Source organism: Halomonas sp. TG39a (assembly GCF_000744395.1).
Taxonomy (GTDB): Bacteria; Pseudomonadota; Gammaproteobacteria; order Pseudomonadales; family Halomonadaceae; genus Vreelandella; species Vreelandella ventosae_B.
The window spans coordinates 109,597-134,081 of the sequence record NZ_JQLV01000001.1 but is presented as its reverse complement, the minus strand read 5'-3'; the positions used below and the strand labels follow the sequence as shown (position 1 = coordinate 134,081).

22 protein-coding genes are annotated in these 24,485 nt (G+C 57.8%); 8 read left to right on the top strand and 14 right to left on the bottom strand.

What is annotated here, in order from left to right; genetic code table 11:
* Window positions 1-252 precede the first annotated feature (252 nt).
* The 4 genes from U738_RS00625 to U738_RS00610 all read left to right on the top strand — a co-directional run bounded on the left by U738_RS00625 (window position 253) and on the right by U738_RS00610 (window position 4,342).
* Window positions 253-681: a MerR family transcriptional regulator gene (locus U738_RS00625; protein WP_035576515.1), complete on the top strand. Its 429-nt coding sequence runs from the start codon at window positions 253-255 to the stop codon at window positions 679-681.
* Window positions 678-3,266, top strand: a complete 2,589-nt coding sequence (locus U738_RS00620) for a heavy metal translocating P-type ATPase (protein ID WP_035576514.1) — start codon at window positions 678-680, stop codon at window positions 3,264-3,266. The genes U738_RS00625 and U738_RS00620 overlap by 4 nt, the downstream gene beginning before the upstream one ends.
* Window positions 3,267-3,464: 198 nt before the next feature.
* Window positions 3,465-3,824 (top strand): hypothetical protein, encoded by a 360-nt coding sequence (locus U738_RS00615; protein ID WP_035576513.1) that lies wholly within the window; start codon window positions 3,465-3,467, stop codon window positions 3,822-3,824.
* Window positions 3,821-4,342 (top strand): RES family NAD+ phosphorylase, encoded by a 522-nt coding sequence (locus U738_RS00610; protein WP_200882478.1) that lies wholly within the window; start codon window positions 3,821-3,823, stop codon window positions 4,340-4,342. The genes U738_RS00615 and U738_RS00610 overlap by 4 nt, the downstream gene beginning before the upstream one ends.
* A gap of 13 nt (window positions 4,343-4,355) precedes the next feature.
* Here the strand turns inward: U738_RS00610 and U738_RS00605 are convergent, their stop codons facing one another.
* The 11 genes from U738_RS00605 to ffh form a co-directional block, all read right to left on the bottom strand.
* The gene (locus tag U738_RS00605) at window positions 4,356-4,985 is read right to left on the bottom strand and encodes a YitT family protein (RefSeq protein WP_035576512.1); all 630 of its coding nucleotides are present in this window, start codon (window positions 4,983-4,985) and stop codon (window positions 4,356-4,358) included.
* Window positions 4,986-5,029: 44 nt separating this feature from the next.
* Window positions 5,030-6,826, bottom strand: coding sequence for a single-stranded-DNA-specific exonuclease RecJ (locus tag U738_RS00600; RefSeq protein ID WP_035576511.1), 1,797 nt, complete (start codon window positions 6,824-6,826; stop codon window positions 5,030-5,032).
* 7 nt (window positions 6,827-6,833) lie between these two features.
* Window positions 6,834-8,222 carry a threonine synthase gene (gene thrC, locus U738_RS00595; RefSeq protein WP_035576510.1) on the bottom strand — a complete coding sequence of 463 codons (1,389 nt, stop codon included), beginning with the start codon at window positions 8,220-8,222 and terminating at the stop codon, window positions 6,834-6,836.
* A 6-nt stretch (window positions 8,223-8,228) separates the two neighbouring features.
* Window positions 8,229-9,545, bottom strand: a complete 1,317-nt coding sequence (locus U738_RS00590; RefSeq protein ID WP_035576509.1) for a homoserine dehydrogenase — start codon at window positions 9,543-9,545, stop codon at window positions 8,229-8,231.
* A gap of 110 nt (window positions 9,546-9,655) precedes the next feature.
* Window positions 9,656-10,459, bottom strand: coding sequence for a DsbC family protein (locus U738_RS00585; RefSeq protein WP_035576508.1), 804 nt, complete (start codon window positions 10,457-10,459; stop codon window positions 9,656-9,658).
* Entirely contained in the window at window positions 10,434-11,315 is an 882-nt protein-coding gene (gene xerD / locus U738_RS00580) for a site-specific tyrosine recombinase XerD (protein WP_035576507.1), read from the bottom strand. The genes U738_RS00585 and xerD overlap by 26 nt, the downstream gene beginning before the upstream one ends.
* A gap of 144 nt (window positions 11,316-11,459) precedes the next feature.
* Window positions 11,460-11,816 carry a 50S ribosomal protein L19 gene (gene rplS / locus U738_RS00575; RefSeq protein WP_035576506.1) on the bottom strand — a complete coding sequence of 119 codons (357 nt, stop codon included), beginning with the start codon at window positions 11,814-11,816 and terminating at the stop codon, window positions 11,460-11,462.
* Between the two features lie 161 nt (window positions 11,817-11,977).
* Window positions 11,978-12,739, bottom strand: coding sequence for a tRNA (guanosine(37)-N1)-methyltransferase TrmD (trmD, locus tag U738_RS00570; protein ID WP_035583021.1), 762 nt, complete (start codon window positions 12,737-12,739; stop codon window positions 11,978-11,980).
* 86 nt (window positions 12,740-12,825) lie between these two features.
* Entirely contained in the window at window positions 12,826-13,371 is a 546-nt protein-coding gene (gene rimM, locus U738_RS00565) for a ribosome maturation factor RimM (protein WP_035576505.1), read from the bottom strand.
* Between the two features lie 62 nt (window positions 13,372-13,433).
* Window positions 13,434-13,682, bottom strand: coding sequence for a 30S ribosomal protein S16 (gene rpsP / locus U738_RS00560; protein WP_007111767.1), 249 nt, complete (start codon window positions 13,680-13,682; stop codon window positions 13,434-13,436).
* A gap of 246 nt (window positions 13,683-13,928) precedes the next feature.
* Complete coding sequence (gene ffh / locus U738_RS00555; RefSeq protein ID WP_035576504.1) at window positions 13,929-15,356, bottom strand: signal recognition particle protein; 1,428 nt, start codon at window positions 15,354-15,356, stop codon at window positions 13,929-13,931.
* Between the two features lie 348 nt (window positions 15,357-15,704).
* On the opposite strand from ffh, the gene U738_RS00550 reads away from it, so the two are divergent.
* Both U738_RS00550 and U738_RS00545 read left to right on the top strand, forming a co-directional pair.
* The gene (locus U738_RS00550) at window positions 15,705-16,502 is read left to right on the top strand and encodes a cytochrome C assembly family protein (protein WP_035576503.1); all 798 of its coding nucleotides are present in this window, start codon (window positions 15,705-15,707) and stop codon (window positions 16,500-16,502) included.
* Between the two features lie 104 nt (window positions 16,503-16,606).
* Window positions 16,607-17,881, top strand: a complete 1,275-nt coding sequence (locus tag U738_RS00545) for an HlyC/CorC family transporter (RefSeq protein ID WP_035576502.1) — start codon at window positions 16,607-16,609, stop codon at window positions 17,879-17,881.
* A 15-nt stretch (window positions 17,882-17,896) separates the two neighbouring features.
* Here the strand turns inward: U738_RS00545 and U738_RS00540 are convergent, their stop codons facing one another.
* Window positions 17,897-18,562, bottom strand: coding sequence for a 1-acyl-sn-glycerol-3-phosphate acyltransferase (locus tag U738_RS00540; RefSeq protein ID WP_035576501.1), 666 nt, complete (start codon window positions 18,560-18,562; stop codon window positions 17,897-17,899).
* Window positions 18,559-19,173 carry a TetR/AcrR family transcriptional regulator gene (locus U738_RS00535; RefSeq protein WP_035576500.1) on the bottom strand — a complete coding sequence of 205 codons (615 nt, stop codon included), beginning with the start codon at window positions 19,171-19,173 and terminating at the stop codon, window positions 18,559-18,561. The genes U738_RS00540 and U738_RS00535 overlap by 4 nt, the downstream gene beginning before the upstream one ends.
* Window positions 19,174-19,365: 192 nt before the next feature.
* Between U738_RS00535 and U738_RS00530 the strand changes: the two genes are divergently transcribed.
* On the top strand, window positions 19,366-20,052 hold the full coding sequence (locus tag U738_RS00530; RefSeq protein ID WP_035576499.1) for an SOS response-associated peptidase: 687 nt from the start codon (window positions 19,366-19,368) through the stop codon (window positions 20,050-20,052).
* A gap of 77 nt (window positions 20,053-20,129) precedes the next feature.
* Window positions 20,130-22,910 carry an insulinase family protein gene (locus U738_RS00525; RefSeq protein ID WP_442905698.1) on the top strand — a complete coding sequence of 927 codons (2,781 nt, stop codon included), beginning with the start codon at window positions 20,130-20,132 and terminating at the stop codon, window positions 22,908-22,910.
* Between the two features lie 28 nt (window positions 22,911-22,938).
* Here U738_RS00525 and sbcB read toward each other — a convergent pair whose 3' ends face one another.
* Window positions 22,939-24,432 (bottom strand): exodeoxyribonuclease I, encoded by a 1,494-nt coding sequence (sbcB, locus tag U738_RS00520; protein WP_035576497.1) that lies wholly within the window; start codon window positions 24,430-24,432, stop codon window positions 22,939-22,941.
* Window positions 24,433-24,485 lie beyond the last annotated feature (53 nt).

The following is a 24,485-nucleotide window of genomic DNA, read 5'->3' as shown; positions in this document are numbered from 1 at the left end:
TCCCGATGATCCAGTGGATACCAACGATCCACCCTCTTTATTTTTACATGACTGTTTTCTCGCAACTGGGCCAAAGGTTCAAGGGCAAACGTTCGTTTTATTTTATTTTTGGCTTATACATTAGTCGCACGGTCGTTTTAAATCAGTGTTTTAGTCATTTGAGCTTATTGCACAAAGTCGCCCTTGACCTATGGGTAACCCATAGGTTCTACACTAAAGCGGTTACTATTTAACCGGTCGGGAGAACAGGCCATGAAAGTTACTGAGCTTGCCAAACGGGGCGGTGTTACCGCTGAGACCGTGCGTCACTACGCTCGTGAGCGGCTACTTGCTCCTCAGCGCCACCCGGATAACGGCTATCAGCTATTTTCGGATACCGACTTAGAGCGGCTGCGCTTTATTCAGCGGGCACGCAAGCTCGGTTTTAGCGTGGCGGAGATTCGCGACATCCTGACCCACGCCGACCAAGGCGACTCCCCCTGCCCCTTGGTACGCGACTTACTCGCCAGCCGCCTGCCACAAATCCGCGCACGTATTGCCGAGCTGGAAGCGCTAGCCGAACGAATGGAACAGGCTATGGAGAGCTGGCAGCAGATGCCCGACGGTTCCCCCGACGGCCACAGCGTGTGCCGCCTGATTGAGAGTTTTCCTGACGCCACGTCTACCAAGGAGACCCCATGAGCGACGCCTCTACCGAAGCCGCCTCAAGCGTAAGCCCTGCAAATGGAGCCACCACGCGAACCATCCCCGGCATGAATTGCCAGGGCTGCGTCAAGCGTATGCGCGAGGCGATTCAAAGTGGTGACCCTGAAGCAGACGTCACCGGCATGCCTAGCGAAAAACGCCTCGAGGTTGTTTCGACTCTAACCGACGCCGAGCTTGATCAACGCTTGACCGCGGCGGGCTACCCGCCAGGCGAAGCAGCTCTGGAGGAAGCAGCCCCAGACGATGCTGATAATCAGCCAGAAACCGCGGCACCCGCTGATGCCGAAGCTGAAAAAACCGCAAGTGCTCACTCCCAGTCTCAAGGGCAAGGCAAGAAACAGCGCTTGGCGATTAGTGGGATGACCTGCGCCAGCTGCGTCAACAGCGTGCAGAAAGCACTAGAGCGCACTGAGGGAGTCGACACCGCCAGCGTCAATTTTGGCACCCACTCCGCCCAGGTGTTTGGCAGTGCCGAGACCCAAGCGTTAATCGCCGCCGTTGAGTCAGCCGGCTATGGCGCCGAACCGATTGTGGATATGCGGGAAGCAGAACGCACTCGTGCAGAGCAGGACGCCAAGACATACCAAAAACGGCTGCGCGGAAGTGCCATCTCGCTGGCACTGGCGGTTCCGCTGATGATGAGCATGTTTTTTTTCCATCCCCACCCGATGGGCATGGGGCGTCTCTACTGGCTGGTGATCGGCTTATTAACCTTGGGCATTTTGGCCTTCCCAGGACGCCACTTTTTCGTCAACGCCTGGAAGCAGCTTAAGCACCACCAAGCCAATATGGATACCTTGGTCGCTATGGGCACTGGCGCCGCCTGGCTATATTCCATGGCCGTGGTGCTGTTTGCGCCGTGGTTACCCGAGGTTGCCCAGGGCATCTACTTTGAAGCCTCAGCGATGGTAATCGGGCTGATTCTGCTCGGCAATGCCATGGAGCTACGCGCCCGGGGCCGCACCAGCGATGCGCTAAAGCGCCTGCTCGATCTGCAGAGCCGCACGGCGCGGGTGATTCGCGACGGTCACGAGCAGGAGATTGAGATTGACGCGGTGCGTGCTGGCGACCACGTACGGGTGCGCCCCGGTGAGCGCTTGCCGGTGGATGGTGACGTCGTTGAAGGCCAAAGCCATATCGATGAGTCGATGCTTACCGGCGAGCCACTACCGATCGCCAAGGGCGCGGGGGATGAAGTCAGCGCTGGCACGGTGAATGGCAAGGGCAGCTTGATCTATCGCGCAACGCGAGTGGGCACCGACACTCGCCTGGGGCAGATTACCGAACAGGTAGCGAGCGCCCAAAACTCGCGCCCACCGATTGGCGAGCTAGCCGACCAGGTCTCCAGCGTTTTTGTGCCTGCGGTAATGATCATTGCCGTATTGACTGCCCTGGTGTGGTTCAACCTAGGGCCCGCCCCCCAAGTGATCCATATGCTGGTGACGGCGACCACCGTGCTGATTATTGCCTGCCCCTGTGCGCTCGGCTTGGCGACGCCGATCTCAACCATGATCGGCGTCGGTAAAGCAGCTGAGCAAGGGGTGCTGGTGCGCAGCGGCGAGGCGCTCCAAACCGCCAGCAAGCTGACCACGCTAGTGGTCGATAAAACCGGCACGCTCACCCAGGGCAAGCCCAGTGTTACCGATGCGCAGATGTTTGGCGTAGAGCAATCCACCGCGCTAGCGTTGGTGCACGCGCTGGAACGCAGCTCCGAGCACCCATTGGCGGCGGCGTTAATGACCTACGCGGATGAACACGACGCTAACCCTGCCGAGATTAATGGTTTCGATAGCGTGACTGGTGGCGGGGTAAAAGCCCAAACCGCCGACGGCAAAGCGCTGCTGCTGGGCAATGCACGTCTATTGAGCGAGGCAGGGGTGGATCTCAAGGCAGGTGAAGGGCAAGCACGCGCCCTAGAAGAGCAGGCTCGCACGCTGGTGTACTTGGCGGTGGATGGCAAACTGGCCGCCCTGTTTGGCATCAGCGACCCGCTTCGCCATGACACCGTGGCCGCGATCAAGCGCCTGCAAAAAGACGGCTTAACCATTGTCATGTTAACCGGCGATAACGAGCACACCGCCAAGGCCATTGCTCAGGAAGTGGGTATTGATGAGTACCATGCAGGCCTGCTACCCGAGGACAAGCACGCCGAGATTGAGCGCCGTCAAAAGGCGGGAGAAATCGTTGGCATGGTGGGCGATGGCATCAATGATGCCCCGGCGCTGGCCCGAGCAAATGTGGGCTTTGCGATTGGCCAAGGCACCGATGTGGCCATTGAGAGCGCGGGTATCACGCTAATGCGCGGCTCGCTGCACGGGGTGGCGTCAGCGATAGAGATCAGCCGCGCCACGCTGCGCAATATCAAACAGAACCTGGTCGGCGCGTTTGGCTACAACCTACTGTGTATTCCCATTGCTGCGGGGGTGCTTTACCCGCTCACCGGCATGCTGCTTTCACCGATGATTGCGGGTGCTGCCATGTCACTCTCGTCCATCACCGTGGTGAGTAACGCCAACCGCTTGCGGCTGTGGAAGTCACCCAGCCAGGAGGACGTCGCATGAGTCTATTGATCAACTTGGCGGGGCTTGGGCTTATCGCCGCTATCGTGTGGTGGTTCTGGCTTAGCAAAGCTGGCTAAGCCAACGTCTTCAACTTTCGTTTCGCCACACTTCTCGCCACGCGTTTACAACTGCCGTTTTTTACAAATGCCTTATTGTCACCCATAATGACGTAAACATACGCCTATATGGGTGACATTTATGAGTCCTGACATCAACAGTGCCGTGGATAATGAAGGTTTTATCATCACCGATGCACTACTTGACGAGTTGCATATTACCAAACGTGAGTTCGCCCATGCGATTGGGCTTAGCCACAACGCCATCATCCGTAAAGACCGTCTCCACGCCGTCTCCACACAGCAGCGCCTGCGCCAAGCGATGGAAATACTTAAGCGCATTGAACCCTGGGCGGGGTCGATAAGCGCCGCATGGTCTTGGTATCGCAGCTACCCTATCGCGCCGCTGGGGGATTTCACCGCTGAAGAACTGGTTAGTCACGGGCGGGCGGATGATGTCCGTGCCTACCTCTCCCACATTGCCGAGGGAGGCTATGCGTGAGTCTGCTGGCACTTGGGTTTCAATACACAGGGCTGGTCTATCGTGGGCACAACCCCAGATGGCAGCATGCACCCACATCAGGAGCAGGCGCCGCACGCAACGGCGGCCGCTGGAACCCCGTTGACCTGCCCGCGCTGTACACCAGTGAGCGGTTCGAAACAGCCTGGCTTGAGGCTCAACAAGGCTTTCCCTTTAAGACGCAACCGCTGACGCTGTGCAGCTATGAGGTAAATTGCGGTCCGATTCTCGATCTCTGTGACCCAGCTATCCAAACGCGCGTTCGACCGCATCCAGAGAACTGGATGCAGGAAGCATGGTTAGATAAGAAAATAAGGCGCGAGCCCGTTATCGCCTGGGAAATCGCGGAGCAGTTGATCACGACCGGATTCGCGGGCATTCGAGTGCCGTCCCAAGCCAAGGGAGCGACCCATCGAGACGTTAATATTGTGTTCTGGAAATGGTCGCACCAAGTGCCTACCAAGGTCTGCGTGATAGACGATGAAAAGCGGTTGTCTTAAGAAATGTCTCCTCTCAACTCACCCCAATATAACGCCCTGGCTTATGGTTCAGAGCGATAATCAGATTGAGGGTCAGTGCGCCCAGCACTGAGTAGCCCACGCGATCCAGCGGTAGCTGCGTTAACGCAATCAACAGAATAACGCCATCGATGGCGAGTTGAACGTAGCCTGCACGCAGGCCGTGTTTATCCTGCAGATAGAGCGCGAGGATATTGATACCGCCCAGACTGGTGCGGTGGCGAAACAGCATCAGCATGCCAATGCCCATCAGCGCGCCGCCCATTAAAGCAGCGTAAAGCGATGGCACGTTGGCAAACTGCACCCAGCCCTGGGTTAGCTCGGAAAACAGCGAGACCAAGCCGATGGCGGCGAAGGTACGCAGGGTAAAACTCCAGCCCATGCGTTTAACCGCCAAGTAGTAAAACGGCAGGTTAATGGCAAAAAACCACACCCCAAACCCCCAACCGGTGACGCTGCTGGTCATATAGCTGAGTAGCAGCGCCAAGCCTGCGGTACTGCCGGTGAGCAACACCGCATGGGTATAAAAGGTAACCCCCAGCGCGACGAAGAACGTCCCCAGCAGCATCGCCATGACATCTTCATAGGGACGATGCTGATCCGTTGGTAAATCTTCCACGCGCATTGGAGCGTCCTTACGTGAGTTGTTAAGGTTATAAAACGCTTAGTTTAGATAGCGCTGGCGTGCTCGACCATCAGCTGCAGCGTTTCACGACCGCGCCAGCGGTTGCGATTAAGCTTATAGGCGCAGTGCAGCGTATCGCCGACGCTAAACCCAGGCAGTTCCCCCGGCGTTAGGGCGCGAAACCAGATCGCTTTACAGGTCACCGGGCCAGTGGAGAGCTCCAGCATCAGGTGCGCGCCGTCGGCACCCACCGGACGCAGCGCTTCGACAATAAAGCGCCCCTCAAATAGCGGCGGGTCAAATTCCCGTCCGTAGGGGCCAAGCGTTTCGATCTCCTGCAAGGTGGTCAGCGAAAGCTGCGCCTTAGAAAGTTCACCATCTGTCCAGAGTCGCGGGTAAAGCGTCCGCCCCTCCAACTGCTCGCCCACTGCCTGCAGGAAAGCCGCTTTAAAGGCGTCAAGCTGATCTCTGGGCACGCCCACCCCTGCCGCGCCACTATGGCCGCCAAAGCGCGGTAACGCCTGAGGAGCAAGCTCAAAGGTACGTTGTAGGGCATCGCGCAGGTGCAGCCCGTCAATCGAGCGGCCGGAGCCGGTGAGCATGCCCGGTGCCGATGCCTGGGTAAGCACCAGCGCTGGACGCCCGTAGGCCTGCACCAACCGCGAGGCAACGATGCCCTGTACGCCGGGGTGCCCGTCTTCCAGCAGTACCACCACGGCGGGCTCATCAGCGGTTAACGCACTCACCGCCAAAGTACGCGCCTCGGCAGCCATATCAGCCTCAATCGCTTTGCGGGACTGGTTATCCTGATCCAAAACGTCGAGCTGGCGATTGGCGACCCCATCGTTCTCGGCGAGCATAAAGTGCAACGCCGCGTAGGGGTCGTCCAGCCGTGAGCGGGCATTGATGCGCGGCCCCATCTGAAACGCTAATGTCTCGGCGTTAAACGGCACGCTGTCAGCGCCTAAGCGCGTGGCCATAGCGCGCCAGCACGCCGCATCCATACGGTTGATCAGCTTTAACCCTTGATTGACCACCGCGCGGTTGGCGGGGCTGCCGCCTAAGGAGACACAATCCGCTACCGTGCCCAGCGCTACGTATGAGAGCCAAGGCGACAGCTTGGGCGTCGATTCCGAAAGCGCTCCCCACTCAATCAGCACACCGCGGGCGAGCGACATCAATAGCCACGCCACCATACAGCCGGCGATGGTTTTATCAGGATACTCGCAGTCATCCCGGGTAGGGTTAACGCAGGCAAATGCCGAACTTGGCGGCCCCTCAATGGGCAGCGCGTGGTGGTCACTCACCACCACATCGATACCCGCTGCCTTAAGGCGTGCGATGCGGGGCTCATCAGAGCTACCGCAGTCGGCGGTGATAACCAGGGTGGGAAACGGCTTTTGCGCCAGCGTGCGTTCCACCAGCGGCAGGCTAATGCCGTAGCCGTCATGAATACGGTGGCCAATCAGGCTGTGCAGCTTGCCTTCCGGGACTCCAAACAGCTCCACCAGGGTGCGCCGGATCACCACGTGGGAGGTGATACCATCCACGTCGTAGTCGGTAAGAATGCCGATGGCTTCGCCCTCTGCCACCGCCTGAGCAATACGCTCAGCGGCGCGGCGACCGTCGGCCAGTTTCTCCGGGTGGGCCAGATAACGCAGGCTGGGCTCGATTAACGGTTGCAACTCACCGCTGTAACCAGGCAAGCGGGAGGCTAGCAATCGCGCCTGCAGTTCGCTTAACCCTTCCGCTTGTGCACGGGCATAGAGCGCCTCGTCCACGGGACGAGGCTCTAAGCGTGGCCGGGTGGTGCTATGGGGTAAATCGACGACTGAGGTCATTGACACTTCAACGCCGATTTTCCACGACAAACTGCTGCACGGCGGCAAGCTCGGCGGGCAACACGGTATAGCGCTCTTCCCGCTCAATCAGGTCTTCCATATGCGGCGGCAGTGGCACGCCCAGAAAGCCCGCTTTGACAACGGCTTCGGCAAACTTGGCCGGGTGCGCAGTGGCCAGCGTTATCATCGGCGTTGACTGATCTGCGCGGGCGCGCTCGGCGGCACGGTAGCCGGTGGCGGTATGCGGGTCGAGCATTTCGCCGGTGCGCTTATGGGCGTCGCGAATCGCTTCCAGAATCGTTGCATCGTCCACGCTGTAACTGGAAAACTTCTCGCGCAGCTTGGCCAGCGGCGCATCGGCCAGCGCCGTCGGCTCCTGCTGGAAGCGCTCAAGCAACGCCGCCACGGCCAAGCCATCGCGGTCGTAGGCGTCAAACAGCAGGCGCTCAAAGTTAGACGACACCACGATATCCATGGAGGGCGCCAGCGTTGCCGCCAGCTCTTTTTTGGAGAAGTCGTTGGCGGCCAACGTACGGTGGAGAATATCGTTGGCGTTGGTAGCGATGATGAACTGTTTCACCGGCAAGCCCATTTTGTAGGCCATATAGCCTGCAAAGACGTTACCAAAGTTAGCCGACGGCACGCAGAAGCTCACCTCCCGGTGCGGCGCGCCCAAGGCAACACCTGACGCAATGTAGTAAACGATCTGCGCCATAATGCGCGCCCAATTGATCGAGTTGACTGCGACCAAGCGGGTGCCATTAAGGAACGTCTGGTCGGCAAAGCTGGCTTTGACCATCGCCTGGGCGTCGTCAAAATTGCCTTCGATGGCAATGTTAAAGACGTTATTAGCCAGCACCGAGGTCATTTGGCGACGCTGAACTTCCGAGACGCGGTTATGCGGGTGCAGGATGAAAATATCCAGGTTGTCACAGTGGCGGCAACCTTCAATCGCCGCCGAGCCGGTATCGCCAGAGGTCGCGCCCATGATCACTGCGCGCTCGCCGCGCTTTTTCAGGAAGTGATCCAGCAGACGGCCAAGCAACTGAAGCGCTACGTCTTTAAACGCCAGCGTCGGGCCGTGGAACTGCTCAAGCAAGAAATGATTGGCGTCCAACTGCTTGAGCGGTAGCACGGCGTCATGATTGAAGGTCGCATAGGCCTCAGTCACGATGCCATGGAACGTCGCGTCGTCAATTTCACCGTTCACAAACGGCTTCATCACTCGGAAAGCGATTTCCGCGTAGGAGAGCCCGGCCATGTCGGCCAGCTCTTCGCGGGAGAATTCTGGCAGGGTTTCCGGCACATAGAGGCCGCCGTCGCTAGCCATACCGGTGAGCACCACTTCCTCAAAGGAGAGCGCGGGCGCCTGCCCACGCGTGCTGATATAGCGCATCTGGGTTTACTCCCCCTCGTCCAGGCTTTCCACGCGAATGCGTGTTAGCGGCCCGGCAATATCGGCCATAGACTCAATTTCACGGATCGCTGCGTTCATCTGCTTCTCTTTGGTGCGGTGGGTCAGCAGGATAATCGGTACCAGCTCGCCTTCAGTGGCCTCTTTCTGAATCAGCGCTTCAATAGAGATGCCTTGTTCAGCAAGAATCGTTGCCACCCGCGCCAGCACACCGGGACGATCAACCGCCAATAGTCGCAGGTAGTAGGCGGTAATGATCTCTTCCATCGGCATGATGGGCAGTTGGCTGACATCTTCGTCGATGCCGCTAAACGCCAGGTAAGGCACCCGGTAGTGGTGGTCGGTGGAGATATCCCGCGCCACGTCGAGTAAATCGGCCACCACCGCTGAAGCGGTCGGTTCCGCGCCTGCACCCGCGCCGTAGTAGAGCGTCGGCCCAACGGCGTCGCCCATTACCGCAATGGCATTTTTGACACCGTGAACATTGGCCAGCAGGCGCTCTTTGGGAATCAGCGTGGGGTGAACACGCAGTTCAAGGCCCTGGTCGGTACGCTTGGAGATACCCAAGTGCTTGATCACGTAGCCTAGGTTGTCGGCCTGCTCGACGTCTTCAGCGGTGATGCGCGAAATGCCTTCGGTAAAGGCTTTCTCAAACTGCAGCGGCACACCATAGGCAATCGAGGCGAGAATGGTGAGCTTGTGTGCGGCGTCGATGCCTTCCACATCGAAGGTCGGGTCGGATTCGGCGTAGCCTAGCGCCTGGGCTTCCGCGAGCACGTCTTCAAAGGCACGGCCTTCATCGCGCATATGGGTAAGAATGTAATTGCCGGTGCCGTTGATAATGCCCGCCACCCACTCGATACGGTTGGCACCCAGGCCTTCGCGCAGCGATTTAATCACCGGAATACCGCCAGCGACCGCGGCTTCAAACGCTACGATCACACCCTTTTCATGCGCGGCCTTGAAGATTTCGTTGCCGTGGACGGCGATCAGCGCCTTGTTGGCAGTCACCACATGCTTGCCGTTTTCAATCGCGGTAAGTACCAGTTCACGGGCGATGTCGTAGCCGCCAATCAGCTCCACCAGGACATCTACATTAGGGTTAGTCGCCACTTCAAACACATCGGAAGTGGCATTGATGCCGGTAATATCGCAGTCAGGATGAATACTGCGGTGAGCAATCTGCTCAACCACAATAGGGCGGCCAGCACGACGCGCAATATCGTCGGCGTTGCGGGTCAATACGTTAAAGGTGCCGCCACCGACAGTGCCTAAACCACAGATACCTACTCTTACCGGTTTCAAAATACTTCCCCTTTCGTGTTGTGCACCTGGCGGTGCTGGCCTTAATTACGGTTATGAATTCGATCTTAAAGACCGTGTCTCAGCGTTTTGTATTATCTTTCAATGTGACGTTATTCGTCATCCAAGCCTAACATGGCGGAGAGCCGCTCGGGGGGCACAAATCCCGGCACTAGCTGCCCATCGGGCAAAATAATCGCAGGGGTGCCCTGTACGCCCAATGCTTTGCCCAGATCATACTGCCCTGCTACGGGATTGTCGCAGTCTGCTGCGCTGGAAATAGTCTGGCCTTCCTTGGCTTGGGTCATCGCTTCGCTGCGGTTATCCGAGCACCACACCTGCTGCAGCGTGGTGGCGGCTTGGCTTCCCATGCCCGCACGGGGAAACGCCATATAGTGAACCGCGATACCGCGTTCATTCAACTCTGGAATGGTGTCGTGTAACCGCGCGCAGTAGGGGCAAGTCGGGTCAGTAAACACCGTTATAGTGGCTTTCGGTTCATTGGCACCGCGGAAGATCACCAACTCACTGTCAGGCACGGCCGCCAATGCATCGGCACGTTCTTGGTTCTGCTCTTGTTCAGTCAAATTGACCAGCCCTTCATCGGCATTTTCGTACAGGTCACCGACCAGAAAGTGGCTACCGTCAGCATTGGAGTAGAAAGACTCGCCGCTCTCTAAGCGCACGTGATAGACGCCTTCCATAGGCGTTTCGGTGACCGCCTCTACGGGCATCTGCTGGCCATTGACACTTAGTGATCCCGCCAGTTGGTCTGCCACGTCATCAGCCTGGGCAGCGGCGGGCAACAGGCTGGCGGAGAACAAACACGCCAGCATCAAGGAGGGTGTCAATAAAGGGAGTGCTACAAAACGGCGTTGACGCATTATCAATTCAACCTCTTGGGTGGTGTTCTGCATGTAGGCTTTCCAAGCGCGCCTGGGCTACATGGGTATAAATTTGGGTCGTCGACAGGTCGCTATGACCTAGCAGCAGCTGTACGACCCTCAAATTGGCCCCATGATTCAATAAATGGGTGGCAAATGCATGGCGAAGCGTATGTGGCGACAGTGGCCGGGTAATCCCTGCGGTGATGGCATGCACCTTAATCCGGTGCCAAAAGGTCTGTCGGGTCATGGCTTTATCGCCCCGGCCGGGAAATAGCGCGGGCCGGGTTGGGTCGCTCATCAGCACTAGCCGTGCGGTCTGCATATAGTGCGCCAGCCAATCCGCCGCCTCTTCACCCATGGGTACCAGGCGGTCTTTATCGCTTTTACCGCGGACCCGCACCACGTTTTGACGCAGGTTGACCGCGTCGCCGGTGAGCCCTACCAGCTCTGATACCCGCAAGCCACAGGCGTACAGTAGCTCCAGCATGGCACGGTCACGGACGCCCAGCGGGGTGTCGGTATCTGGTGCTAAGAGTAAGCGCTCGACCTCGTCCTCTTCCAAGGTATTCGGTAAGCCGGGGATCACGCGCGGCAGCTTGATGTCGGTGAGGGGGTCGCTTTCCACCTGGTTATTTAAACGCCCCCAGCGGTAGAAGCTGCGCAGCGTCGATAGCAGCCGGGCATTACTGCGCAGTTGATAGCCTTCCTCCCGGCGGCTTGCCAGCCACTCACTGAGTCGCTCCGGTGGCGGCGCCAAGAGCGCTTCGCCGTGGTTCTCCAAGTGGGCTTGCCAGGCGGTTAAATCACGCCGATAGGCGGCTAACGTATGATCGCTGGCGCCCTGCTCTAGCCACAGGGCATCTAAAAATGCATCGATAACGCTCATACGTTAGTCACCTTAAGCCGCTTTTACTCAGCGACATAAACATGCATGTAGATAAAAAAAAACCCGCCCCGCAAAGCGGTGACGGGGTTTTGGTATCCAGGCGCAGCTGTTCGAGAACAGCGTGCGCCCGCAGAATAGCGGCGTTTAAGCCAGCTTTTCCTTGATACGTGCAGAACGACCGCTGCGCTCGCGCAGGTAGTAAAGCTTGGCTTGACGCACGTCACCACGACGCTTGACTTCAATCGAGTCAACCAGCGGGCTGTAGGTCTGGAAGGTACGCTCAACGCCAACGCCGTGAGAAATTTTACGCACGGTGAAAGCGGAGTTCAGGCCACGGTTACGCTTACCGATGACCACACCTTCAAACGCCTGTAGACGCTCGCGGGTGCCTTCTTTTACTTTTACCTGAACGACAATGGTGTCGCCGGGAGAAAAGGCAGGAATTTCCTTGCCCATTTGCTCAGATTCGATCGCCTGGATCACTTTGCTTTTACTGCTCATCATCATACTCCTGAATAACGTGTTGGCTTGACCGCTCAATCATGGGTGGCGGAAGCCGTGATCCCGGCGCTCGAAACGAGCTACGCGGGAGTCGTTATGGGTGACACAGGTGCGCTTTTTCGCCCTGCACCGCCGCTCTGCGCTACGTAGTTGAAAAGCAACTACTTAGTGGACAGAGCGTGTTCCTCGATAAACTCGTTCAACAGCTTGCGCTGTTCGGCATCTAATGTTCGCCCTTCTAAAAGGTCGGGTCGACGTTGCCATGTCCGGCCTAGTGACTGCTTTAATCGCCAACGCTTGATAGCTGCATGATTACCGCTTAACAGCACATCCGGCACTTGGCGCCCGTCGATGATTTCCGGACGGGTATAGTGCGGGCAGTCTAACAGACCGTCATTAAACGAGTCTTCGACAGCGGAATCCTGATGGCCCAGCACGCCGGGAATCAGCCTTGCCGCTGCATCAATTAGCACCATTGCTGGCAGCTCGCCGCCGCTCAACACATAGTCACCAATCGACCACTCTTCATCGATGTCACTCTCCACCACGCGTTCATCAATGCCTTCATAGCGCCCTGCCACGACCACTAAAGGCCCGGCAGAAGCCAGTGCTTGAACGCCCTGCTGATCCAGCTTACGCCCTTGGGGCGAGAGGTAGATCACCGTCGGCACTAAGCCGGTGGCTTGCTGCGCCCGTTCCCGGGCCGCAAAGATCGCTGCGCGCAGGGTGTCGACTTTCATCAACATACCTGGACCACCACCATAGGGGCGATCATCAACGCTGCGGTGGCGGTCAGTGGCGTAATCCCGCGGGTTCCAAAACTCCAGTGCGATGCGTTGTTTCTCTACCGCTCTGCCGACTACACCTTGTTGCGTTAGCGCGTCGAACATCTCGGGAAACAACGACACAACGCCAATCCACATTGCTGGCGACACGACTGCATTTTCACCTAGCACCGGCTCTGCCGAGTCGGTAGACATATCACCGCTCAAACTATTGATCAGTTTGGTCAAAACTCAGGATCCCAATCGACGACCATGTGGCCCTCTTCGGCACTGATTTCGACAATGACATCGTCTGGCAAAAAAGGCAGCAGTCGCTCGCGCTTGTCGATTGACTCAGAATCGCCGCGAACCACCATGACATCGTTGGCGCCGGTTTCAAACAGGTAGCTTACCCGTCCTAGCCGTTCGCCGACCTGAGTGAAGACCGCCATGCCTTCAAGCTCATGCCAATAATACTCATCGTCGGAAAGCTCAGGTAGCGCCTCTTTGGGCATTAAGATATCCGTTTGGGCTAATGCTTCCGCCGCACTACGGTCATCGACCCCTTCAAGCTGCACTACAAGTCCTTTGCCCTGCCGACGCCCCTGAACAATGCTTATGCGCTTAAGAGTTTCACCCTGGCGCACCCACCATTCTGGGTAGTCTAGAATGCTGTCCATCGGGCTAGTGTAGGAATACACCTTGAGCCAACCTTTCACCCCATAAGGGCTAGTCAGCTTGCCTAGCACCACATGCGTGTCGTCAGTTTGGCTTATTTCAAAACGCGTCATCGACGACCTCAGCTACCCAGCAGCACTCATACGTTCTTAAACAACAAGTCCCACAAGCAGGCTTAAGCCTGTTTGCGTGCTTCTTTGACCAGCTCAGCAACACGACCAGACAGCTGGGCGCCTTGGCTCTGCCAGTGAACAACGCGGTCTAGGTCAACGCGCAGACGCTCTTCCTGACCACGGGCAACCGGGTTGAAGAAGCCGATACGCTCGATGAAACGACCGTCGCGAGCGTTACGCGAGTCGGTAACGGTCAGGTGGTAAAAGGGACGCTTCTTGGCGCCACCACGGGCCAAACGAATGGTAACCATACGATAACTATCCTTCGGTTGAGGTTACGAGAGTGTGTTGTTAGCGCTATCGGCTATCGAAACACTCGTCGTGCTATAGGCTATATAAAGGCCTTCATTGAGAGGTGCTGCTACCGCGATCGACGCGCTTTTACGCAACACCCACGCATGAAGAGGCCGCATTCTACGCAAATGCGCTCGGCTTGGAAAGCCTGATAGCCAGAAAACTCATAGACCGTCAACCTTACCCAGCGAGCTGGCAGCTAATTAACGGCGGGGCAATCCGCCAGGGCCACCCATACCGCCCATGCCGCCGGGCCCGCCCATTCCACCTGGGCCTCCCGGGCCACCGCCGCCCATCATGCCTGACATACCACGCATCATTTTCTGCATGCCGCCTTTTTGACCCGCTTTCTTCATCATCTTCTGCATCTGCTTATGCTGCTTGAGCAAACGATTCAAGTCAGGCACCTGCAGGCCCGCACCAGCGGCGATGCGGCGCTTGCGAGAGCCATTGATGATATCAGGCTTGCGGCGCTCTTTAGGCGTCATTGAGTTAATCAGCGCTTCCAGCTTACCCAGCTCTTTCTCAGGGCCAGGGCCTTGGGCCATTTCAGCCATCTGCCCCATGCCGGGCAATTTGCCCATCAGACCACCCATGCCGCCCATTTTCTTGAGCTGCTGGAGCTGGTCGCGGAAATCTTCCAGATCAAAACCGTCGCCTTTCTTGACCTTTTTGGCCAGCTTGTCGGCTTTAGATTTATCGACGGTGCGCTCGGCTTCCTCGATCAGCGACAGCATGTCGCCCATGCCCAGGATACGCGAGGCTACCCGGTCGGGGTGGAACGGCTCCAGAGCGTCCACTTTTTCGCCCATCCCCATAAACTTGATGGGCTTGCCAGTAATGTGGCGTACCGACAGCGCGGCACCGCCGCGGGCATCACCATCAGCTTTGGTCAGGATCACCCCGGTCAGCGGCAGCGCTTCGCTAAATGCCTTGGCGGTATTGGCGGCATCCTGGCCGGTCATGGCATCGACAACAAACAGCGTTTCCTGAGGGGAAACCGCTTTATGCAGCGCCTGGATCTCCGCCATCATGGCTTCATCAATCGCCAGACGACCGGCGGTATCGATCAGCACCACATCGTGAAACTGAATCTTGGCGTGCTTGATGGCAGCTTCGGCAATCGCAACCGGCTGCTGGTCAGAGCGTGAGGGGAAGAAATCTACCTCGACCTCTTTGGCCAGGGTTTCCAGTTGGTCGATGGCCGCCGGGCGGTAGACGTCGGCAGACACTACCAATACTTTTTTCTTTTCGCGCTCGCGCAGGTAGCGGGCCAGCTTGGCCACAGAAGTGGTTTTACCCGCGCCTTGCAGACCGGCCATCAACACAACGGCGGGAGAACCCTTGAGCACAAAGCCGTCGTTGGCTTCGCCCATAATCGCTTCCAGCTCTTGCTGGACGATTTTGACGAACTGCTGGCCAGGCGACAGGCTTTTGGATACTTCCTGGCCGACCGCCCGCTCGCGTACGCGCTCGATAAACTCCTTGATGACCGGCAGTGCTACATCGGCCTCAAGCAGTGCGCGGCGTACTTCGCGCAGGGTATCTTTAATATTGTCGTCGGTCAGGCGAGCCTGACCCTTAATCGACTTTAACGTCTGGGAAAGACGCTCACTTAGATTCTGGAACATGGGGCCTCTCTGCCTCCGTCACTGCCGTCGGCGCGCACGCCCTGGACTAATTAGTGAAAAGATTATACGCGCTCACGCTTTGAGTCTCCATGGGAGAGTACTAGCGATTCCTGCCAGGGCAAGCTGACGCAAGGGCGCTGTCAACCCACCCATGGCGAAAGCCCCTTGCTTACAGCTTTCCCTGGCATTCCTGCATACTTACTCTGGGTTCTTACCTATTTTCATGCGTTTGCCCCGCTGGGCGATGCCGCTTGGATTAGTTATAGTAGTCGGATAGCTTTTTGTCGTAATCCGTTTAATTCGTTTATTTATTCACAGCAACGCGCTGCAAGGCGCACGGATAGCATCATGCAGGCGCTCCCTTTCGCCACGATTGCTTTTATTGTTTATGTTGCCGCTGCCATATGGCAGGGCATGACGCTGTTCCGGCGTGTACCGCCCCGCCAGGGCATGGTGCGCCTGCTGGCCTTACTGGGTTTACTGCTCCACATTCCTGTCGTAGTCATACTCGTGGGCCAATCCCCAGGCCTACTGCCGGGCTTTACCACCAGCGCTACACTGTTGATGGCGGTGGCGGTTAACGTGGTGCTGGTAGCCAGCCTATTCAAACCGGTGCTTAACGCCGGCATTGTGCTGTTCCCGCTGGCGGGCATTGCGCTGCTCGCCGCCACTTGGCTGCCTAATCAAGGCGGCCACACCGGGCTGACGCCGGGCATTTTATTGCATGCGATAAGTTCAGCGCTGGCCTTTGCCGTATTGGCGATTGCCGCCGTTCAAGCCGTGCTGGTCGGCCTACAGAACCAGGCGCTGCGCCATCATCATATTCGCGGCATTGTGCAGTCGCTGCCACCGCTGACCACGATGGAACGGGTGCTGTTCGAGCTGGTGTGGGCGGGCATTATTCTACTGACCCTCTCCATCGCAAGCGGGCTTATTTTTCTCGACAACTTTTTTGCCCAGCATTTGGCACATAAAACGGTGCTGTCACTGCTTGCCTGGATAATCTTCACAACGCTTTTGATCGGCCGTTACCGCTTTGGCTGGCGCGGCATGCGTGCCGTACGCTGGACACTGGGCGGCTGCGGCTTGCTGGTGCTGGCCTACTTTGGCAGTAAGTTCGTACTTGAGGTTGTACTCAACCGATAACGGCTCAACCGCTAACGGGGCGCAACCACGCCTTTGGTTGTCTTGACACACCACTCGCTACCTTCTACAAATCGAGCCTAATTCGCCACAAAGGACTTTTCGACTTGAGCGACGACTTCCCCCTGGGGTTACTGTTCGGCCTGCTAGCCTTACTGATACTGCTTTCTGCGTTTTTCTCCAGCTCTGAAACCGGCATGATGTCGATTAACCGCTACCGCTTGAGCCATCAGGCCAACAGCGGTGACCGCAGAGCCAAACGGGTCATGCGCCTGCTCACCCGCCCGGACCGCCTGATTGGCGTTATCCTGATCGGCAACAACTTCGTCAATAACCTGGCGGCCTCCATTGCCACCATTATAGCCATTCACTTCTTTGGCGACGTATCAGGGCCGGCGATCTCTACCGCCCTGCTGACCATTACGATTCTTATTTTTGCCGAAGTAACGCCGAAGACCTACGCCGCGATTAAGCCCGAACGGATCGCCTACCCTACGTCCTATGCGCTTGAACCGCTGTTGAAGCTGCTTTACCCGCTGGTCTGGCTGGTCAACGTCATGTCTAACGGCCTGCTCCGGCTGGTGGGCGTAAAAAGCGTTGATAACGGCGGTGACAGCCTAACCCGCGACGAGCTGCGAACGGTGGTACACGAAGCGGGCACGCTGATTCCCTACCGCCACCGGGCGATGCTGCTGTCGATCCTTGATCTAGAGAACGTCACCGTCAACGACATTATGGTGCCGCGACACGAGGTGCTGGGCATTGACCTGGATGACTCGCTCGAAGAGATTTTGACCCAGATTCGCACCAGCCAGCACACCCGGCTACCAGTCTACAAAGGCGATATCAATAACATTATCGGCATGCTACACCTGCGCAATGCAGCACGCTTTCTCTCCCGCGATGAAGTCACCAAAGCGTCGATTGTGCAGGAGGCTCGCGAACCCTACTTCATTCCCGAATCCACACCGCTACATACCCAGCTGCTCAACTTTCAGAAGCAGAAGCGGCGTATTGGCATTGTGGTGGATGAGTACGGCGACGTGGAAGGCCTAGTCACGCTGGAAGATATTCTGGAAGAGATCGTGGGCGAGTTCACCACCGATGTTTCTGAGGATGAAGAGATTCACCAGCAAGATGACGGCAGCCATGTGATTGAAGGCACCGCCAATATCCGTGAAATTAATAAGATGCTTGGCTGGCAGCTACCTACCGACGGCCCCAAGACGCTCAACGGGCTCATCCTTGAGCACCTTGAAGCCTTCCCAGAAGGGCCGGCGTGCCTGCAGATTGGCAATATGCGCATGGAGATTTTGGAGATTCGCGATAATCTCATCACCTCAGCGCGCTGCTGGCAAAAGCTGCGGGTGCCGCGCCGCTAACGACCAATAAGCGCGTTAGCGGCGGTTGGCAAGATCCTGATCCGCCGCCGCTTTTAACGCCCTAACCCGCGCTTCAAGAAACCGCCGCAGCGCTATGTCATCGGCGTCCAGGCGGTTGAGCGGTGAGCCAAAGTGCAAGCTCACCGGCGCCCGAAACCGCTTAGGGCACTTTTTGAGCGCCTTGCCGTTATGGTGGGATGTCCACGACCCCCATAAGCCTGCCAGCCCTGCCGGAATCACCGGCACATCATCCCGAGCGAGAATCGCCTCTAAGCCGCGCCGGAAGGCGTGAATCTCGCCATCCGGGGTCAGTCGCCCTTCAGGAAAGACCATCACGACCTGCCCCTCGCGTAGCGCTGCGCTGACGTCATCCAACGCACGCCTAAGGGCGCCAGGGCTGCGCCGTTCAGACTCAATGGGAATAGCACCGACCAGCTGAAACCACCACTTAAGCCAGGGAGAGTCAAAAATCGGTTGATCCATGACAAAGCGCAGTGGCCGGGGGCTAGCGCCACCGAGCACCAAGGCATCCATAAAGCTGACGTGGTTACACACCACCAGCGCGCCCCCCTGCTTGGGGATATGCTCGCGCCCATGCACCTGCAGTCGGTAGCAGAGGCGCATTGAGACAAAAATCAGCCAGCGTAGCGCTTGGCGGGCCGCATTGACCCACCCCGTCACGTCGCCGCCTCACGATGGCGCAAACCGGCCAAAATAGTGCTCATCAGTTGATCCAACAACTCATCCACTTTCAACTGCTGCCCCTGCCAGTAGCCCAACCGCTCATTCAGCCCAAGCTGGACTAGCCCGTGAACGCTACCCCACAGCGTTCGCCCCAAACGGCGGGCTTCGAGATCATCCAGCGCTGGCTGGTAAGCTTTGATCGAGGCCTCCACTTGGGTAAATAGCGCTTCGATCAAATCGCTTTGGCGCTGATCCAGCTCACCCTCTTGGGCCAACGGGTAATCGAACAGCAGTTGCCAGCGGTAACAATCCTGCTCGGCGAACCGCCAGTAGGCACGCGCCAGGGAGCGCAGCCATGGCTCAGGGTCATCATCGACCAGGCTGGTAATGGTGTGTTGTAAGCGTGCCAAGGTTTCCACATTGACGTGCTGCAATAAGTTATTGAAGCTGCCATATAGCTTCAGTAGGGTGCTGGGGGCGCAGCCGACTTCTCTGGCCAAAGCACGCAGTGAGAGGCCATGGACTGGCTGCTCAGCCAACCACTCATCACAAGCGTGCATGACCTGCGCGTGGAGGGCATCGGGCGCATGCTGTCTAGGACGGGCCATGGCGATCTCTTAAGGTCAACGGCAAACAAGAAGGAATGCCTCACTGCGCTTTAGCGGGAGCAAGGGATACGATAGGATACCTTACATCGAACACTGTTTTCGACACTAAAACACACCATTTCGTGCTTTATTGCGCGAAGTCCCCCGCGATGCAGGTACACTTCCTCGACGATTTTGCTTAAGGAGATAGCTATGACGGGGCGACTGCATGTGCAACATTTACCGCTGACCCGTTTATTACCGACGCTAGCCACTCCTGAGCCACTGGTTGAATCGCCCAACTTAGCGCCTAGAAGGCCCATCTCGGCGATTCGCCTTGAGCAGGGGGAGTATCGACTATCGTCAATTTTCTGGGGCCTGACCCCCCCTTGGCTGGAGGTACTGGATCACGCCCCCCACTGCGCCCGAGCCGAAACCCTTGAAACACGTGCTATGTTTCGCGATGCCTTTAGCGCGCGCCGCTGCGTGATCCCGGTTAGCGGTTTCTATGTTTGGAAAAGCCAGCCGCGTAGCAAGCAGCCCTATCTAGTCACCCAGGTATCCCGTGCGCCATTGCTGTTGGGCGCACTCTGGTGCCGCTACCACACCACGTTAACGGCGTTCACCGATTCCGCAGCCCTGATCACCGTGCCCGCTAATTTACTTTTATCGCCATTAACCGACCGTTTGCCGGTCACTATTCCCAGCCATGCGCTATCCGCCTGGCTCAACCCGGATACGGATTTAGCAACGCTTAATTCGCTATTAACCCCGGCGCCATTGGAACTGTTGGGCGCTTTTCCGGTATCTAAACATGTCAATAATCCCGCCTACCAGTCACCGGCTTGTGCCCACCCCACCGGGTCGATGCTGCGCTGGGCTGTGTCACAGGAGCTGTAATGTTGCAATCCACTTGCTTAACCCGCCGGCGGCTTTTCCCCCAGCGTGCACTGCTTGGCATTATTGCCAGCATCGCGATGATGCCACTCGCCTTCGCCGCGAATGATGACGCCGTTGACGACGCCATTGCTGATACGGTCACCCCGATCATTAGCCCGTATGACAGCCGCGACTACCGGGTTTTGACGCTTGAAAATGGCCTCAATGTATTACTGGTCAGCGATCCGGAAGCTGACAAAGCGGCAGCGTCGATGAATGTACGGGTCGGCAGCGCCCAAGATCCCGATGATCTTCAAGGATTAGCGCATTTTCTCGAACATATGCTGTTTCTAGGCACCGAACCCTACCCAGAATCCGACGGTTACCAGCGCTACATTTCCAATAATGCGGGTTCTCACAACGCCTTTACCGCGCAGCAGGATACCAATTACTTCTTTGATATTGAGCCGTCGGCGCTGCCGGGTGCGCTTGACCGTTTCAGCGAATTTTTCCTTTCACCGCTGTTTAACGCCGACCACCTGGAGAGCGAGCGCAATATCGTTCACTCGGAGTATATGGCGCGCATTCGCGACGAATCCCGGCGCGAAAACGATGTGCTCAACCAACTGCTCAACCCTGACAACCCCACCACCGGGTTTGCCGTGGGTAGCCGGGAAACCTTAGCCAGCCCGCCTGAAGGCGAGGCAACGCTTCGCGAGCGGGTGATCGATTTTTATCACCAGCATTACGACGCCAATGTGATGAACCTGGCGATTGTGGCGCCGCAGCCGCTGGATCAATTGGAAGAGCTGGTAGCCAAACGCTTTGCCGATATTCCCAACAACGACTTAAGCGTGCCGACGATTGACGCGCCGCTGGTTGATGCAGACACGCTTCCCCACTATATCGAGCGTCAGTCGCTGCAGGATCGCCGTCAATTACGCTTCTACTTCCCGGTACCCGACCCCACCGATGACTACCGCACAAAACCCACTCAGGTAATCGCTCACCTGCTTGGCGATGAGGGTGAAGGCAGCCTGCTCGCCGTACTGCGCGATGCTGGACTGGCCGACGGCCTTTCCGCCGGCGTTGGCCGCGGTGATGGCAACCAAGCACTATTCACAGTCTCCATCAGCCTAACGCCCGCAGGCGCCGAGCGCCTTGACGATATTGAAGCCACCCTGTTTGCGGCCATCGAGCAACTGCGCAACGACGGCCTCGCTGAGTGGCGTTACCAGGAACAAGCAGACCTCAATGAACAGGCCTTCCGCTTCCAGCAACATGGCGCCCCGCAGCAGGAAGCCACACGCCTCTCCATGAGCCTATCGCGCTACCCGGTAGAAGACGTGCAGTACGCGGCCTACCGCATGGATGGCCCAGACGCTGAGCGCCAGCAGGCTTACCTGGATGCCCTAACGCCGGATAACATGCTGCGCTTCTACTCGGCGCCGGATGTCGAAAGCGACACCGTCTCACCGTGGTTTAATACTCAGTGGAAAGAGCAAGTACCCGACCAGCCAGGTCAGGCACTGAGTGGCTTGGAGCTCCCTGGCCCCAACCCCTTTATTGCCAGTGATTTAACACTGCAAGAGGGCCAGGATGAGCGCCCCAGCCTGCTGGTCGATACGCCATCGTTTAGCGCCTGGCATATGCAGGATGAACGCTTCGACACCCCGACAGTTGAGTGGCGCGTTAGCCTGCAAAATCCCACCGCCAGCTACTCTGCAGAAGAAGCAGTACTCACCCGACTGCTCGCCAGCTGGCTCAACGACAGCTTGAATGAATCCCTCTACCCAGCATGGCTGGCAGGACAATCGTTTAGCGCTTACCCCCACGCCAGGGGCATGACGCTGTCGTTCTCGGGCTGGCGTGATGGCCAAACCCCGCTGATTGAACAAGCCCTTGAGCAATTAGCGCACGCAGAGATCAGCGACAGCGCCTTTGAGCGGGTGCGTTATCAGCTACAGCGCGAGTGGCGCAACGCGCCCCAGGCGTCGCTCACCGGCCAAGCCAGCCGTACGCTAGGCGAAGCCCTGCTCACACCGCAGTGGTCTAACGCAGAGCTTCTCGCCGCCAGCGAGCGATTTGATCGGGGGCACCTGGAAAATTTCCGCAAGCGCTTTCTAAACGACCTGTACGTCGATGCTATGGCGGTGGGCAACCTGGATGCTGACCTGGCCCGTGAACAAACTCAGCTGATACGCGCCAAGCTCAAGCCACGGCTAACCCGCGACGCCATTGCTAACTTAACCCCCCTTGCGGCCAGTGAGGAGCACCGCGTGCTGCACCCTCACAGTACGCGGGACGAGTCCTTGGTACTGCGCTATTTGCAAGGTCGCGATCAGACCCCAGAGGAGCAAGCCACCACCGCCGTGATCGCCCAGTGGCTGGAAACGCCGTTCTACCAGCAGCTGCGCACCGAGCAGCAGCTCGGCTACATCGTCAACGCAGGTTATTCACCGCTGCTCGAAGCACCAGGCATTGCCCTCATGGTGCAATCCCCCGACGTAGACAGCGATACCATTGCCGAACGTATGGATGCATTTCTTGACGAGGCTAACCAGCGTCTTGAACAACTTAGCGACGATGACTTAGTGCCTTATCGCCAAGCAGTTCACGACCAGTTACGCCAGCGCGATACCAGCCTTTCAGGCATGGCTAACCGCTATTGGCAAGCCACGGCGCTTGAAGACGTTCGCTTCGACCGCCGTGATCAGTTGGCCGAGCTAGTGCTTAACGTTAGCCTTGAGGATATTAAGGCTCTCTGGCCATCGCTGCGCGAGCACACTCTGGACATACGCTTTAACCCAGGCGACGAACCCAGCGATGTCAGTACTTATCGGGAAGCGCGCTCAGCGCTGCCTAAAATGCGTGAATAAACAGCGCTGTTAGACCATCGGTACCGGCTCAGGCATCAAATGCCTGGGCCGGCATCATGGCTTCCACGAACATCACCAGCTCTTCCAGAACCTGCCGCTCGCGATCAGTGAGGGTTTGCTGATTGTACTGCTCGATTTCCCGCGCAAACGCCTTAAGCGTAAAGCCCGCCAAGGCCGGGTCATTGATCCGCATCCAGCGAAACGCCTCCCACTGCTCGCGCTCTTCGCCTTCCAACGTGTCGGGGTAACTGCGCGCACGAAAGCGAAACAGCATCTCTTCCAAACGCGGATCCTGAAACGCAAAGCGCTGACCGACCAGGTCCCACGGTTCCATCTCTCGCACCCGCTCCATCTGCTGACGGTCAGCAGCGGAGAAGAAACTGCCCGAATAGAGCATTAGATCAGGGTCTTGGGGTACATCGTCGTAACCGGCACTAAACACCTCGGCGACCTTAGCGGCGACACCGCTGGCATCGCGCAGGGTTTTCCAGTGCTGCCGACAGGCAGCCACATCTAAGCCTAAGCGCGCGACGATGGTGCCATACTCGCCCTGATGAGGCCCCTCAACGTCTTTCAAAGCACTAGCGGGGAACACCACTGGGCAGCGGTTGATATGGATGATCTTTAGCGGAATGCGCGCCTCGCCTTCGGCGAGATCCTGCTGACTGACAAACACCCGCTCACGAATTTGCTCCGCCGACATGCTCAGCATATCGCTGGGATCAACGCTCAAATCGTAAACAATCACCCCATTAGGGTTTGTCGGGTGCTCGGCCAGCGGCATGACTAGTGCACTACAGCCCCGGCTAGCAGGATAACGGCGGGAGATATGCAGCAGCGGTTTGGCGTTGGGCAAGTCGAGCTGCTTGGCCACCGCGCGCTTACCGCGCAGGCCGAGCAGATAGTCAAACAGCTTGGCATTGCGCACTTTGAGCAACCGCGCCAAGGCGATAGTAGCGCGGACATCTGCCACCGCATCGTGGGCACCCTCATGGGCAATGCCGTTGGCGGCAGTTAAGTGCTCGAGCTTAAAGCTGGGTGCACCGTCTTCGCGCAGCGGCCATTCAATGCCATCCGGGCGCAGCGCATAAAAGGCGCGCACAATATCGATTAAATCCCAGCGGGAATTGCCGTTTTGCCACTCGCGGGAATAAGGGTCAAGCAAATTGCGGTAAAACAGGTGGCGCGAAACTTCGTCATCAAAACGCAGGCTGTTGTAGCCCACTACGCAGGTACCCGGCTCGCTCATGTGGCGCTGAATCTCACCCGCGAACTCTGCTTCGGGGAGACCATGGCGCTGGGCTTTTTGAGGGGTAATACCGGTGATCAAACAGGCAGCAGGATGAGGCAGGTAGTCATCGGCGGGTTTGCAGTAGAGCTCGATGGGCTCACCGATCTCGTTCAGTTCTGCATCCGTGCGCAGTGCAGCGAACTGAGCGGGCCGATCGCGGCGCGGGTCAGCCCCGAAGGTTTCATAATCATGCCAGAGAAAACTGGCAGGGGCAGCATTGGGTGATGCCATGAATAAACACTCCGCTGGGCAATGAAAAGCCCAAGCCTAGCACACCCGCCGCC

Bases quoted from the DNA above. Each gene is read 5' to 3' on its own strand.
- U738_RS00605 (WP_035576512.1), bottom strand. From the start codon at position 4,985: ATGCGCGTGGAAGATTTACCAACGGATCAGCATCGTCCCTATGAAGAT.
- U738_RS00585 (WP_035576508.1), bottom strand. From the start codon at position 10,459: ATGCAGAACACCACCCAAGAGGTTGAATTGATAATGCGTCAACGCCGT.
- U738_RS00530 (WP_035576499.1), top strand. From the start codon at position 19,366: ATGACGGGGCGACTGCATGTGCAACATTTACCGCTGACCCGTTTATTA.
- thrC (WP_035576510.1), bottom strand. From the start codon at position 8,222: ATGCGCTATATCAGCACGCGTGGGCAGGCGCCCGCGCTCTCCTTTGAG.
- U738_RS00535 (WP_035576500.1), bottom strand. From the start codon at position 19,173: ATGGCCCGTCCTAGACAGCATGCGCCCGATGCCCTCCACGCGCAGGTC.
- rplS (WP_035576506.1), bottom strand. From the start codon at position 11,816: ATGAGCAGTAAAAGCAAAGTGATCCAGGCGATCGAATCTGAGCAAATG.
- sbcB (WP_035576497.1), bottom strand. From the start codon at position 24,432: ATGGCATCACCCAATGCTGCCCCTGCCAGTTTTCTCTGGCATGATTAT.
- xerD (WP_035576507.1), bottom strand. From the start codon at position 11,315: ATGAGCGTTATCGATGCATTTTTAGATGCCCTGTGGCTAGAGCAGGGC.
- trmD (WP_035583021.1), bottom strand. From the start codon at position 12,739: ATGTGGATTGGCGTTGTGTCGTTGTTTCCCGAGATGTTCGACGCGCTA.
- ffh (WP_035576504.1), bottom strand. From the start codon at position 15,356: ATGTTCCAGAATCTAAGTGAGCGTCTTTCCCAGACGTTAAAGTCGATT.
- U738_RS00615 (WP_035576513.1), top strand. From the start codon at position 3,465: ATGAGTCCTGACATCAACAGTGCCGTGGATAATGAAGGTTTTATCATC.
- U738_RS00525 (WP_442905698.1), top strand. From the start codon at position 20,130: ATGATGCCACTCGCCTTCGCCGCGAATGATGACGCCGTTGACGACGCC.
- U738_RS00600 (WP_035576511.1), bottom strand. From the start codon at position 6,826: ATGACCTCAGTCGTCGATTTACCCCATAGCACCACCCGGCCACGCTTA.
- U738_RS00550 (WP_035576503.1), top strand. From the start codon at position 15,705: ATGCAGGCGCTCCCTTTCGCCACGATTGCTTTTATTGTTTATGTTGCC.
- rimM (WP_035576505.1), bottom strand. From the start codon at position 13,371: ATGACGCGTTTTGAAATAAGCCAAACTGACGACACGCATGTGGTGCTA.
- U738_RS00620 (WP_035576514.1), top strand. From the start codon at position 678: ATGAGCGACGCCTCTACCGAAGCCGCCTCAAGCGTAAGCCCTGCAAAT.
- U738_RS00625 (WP_035576515.1), top strand. From the start codon at position 253: ATGAAAGTTACTGAGCTTGCCAAACGGGGCGGTGTTACCGCTGAGACC.
- rpsP (WP_007111767.1), bottom strand. From the start codon at position 13,682: ATGGTTACCATTCGTTTGGCCCGTGGTGGCGCCAAGAAGCGTCCCTTT.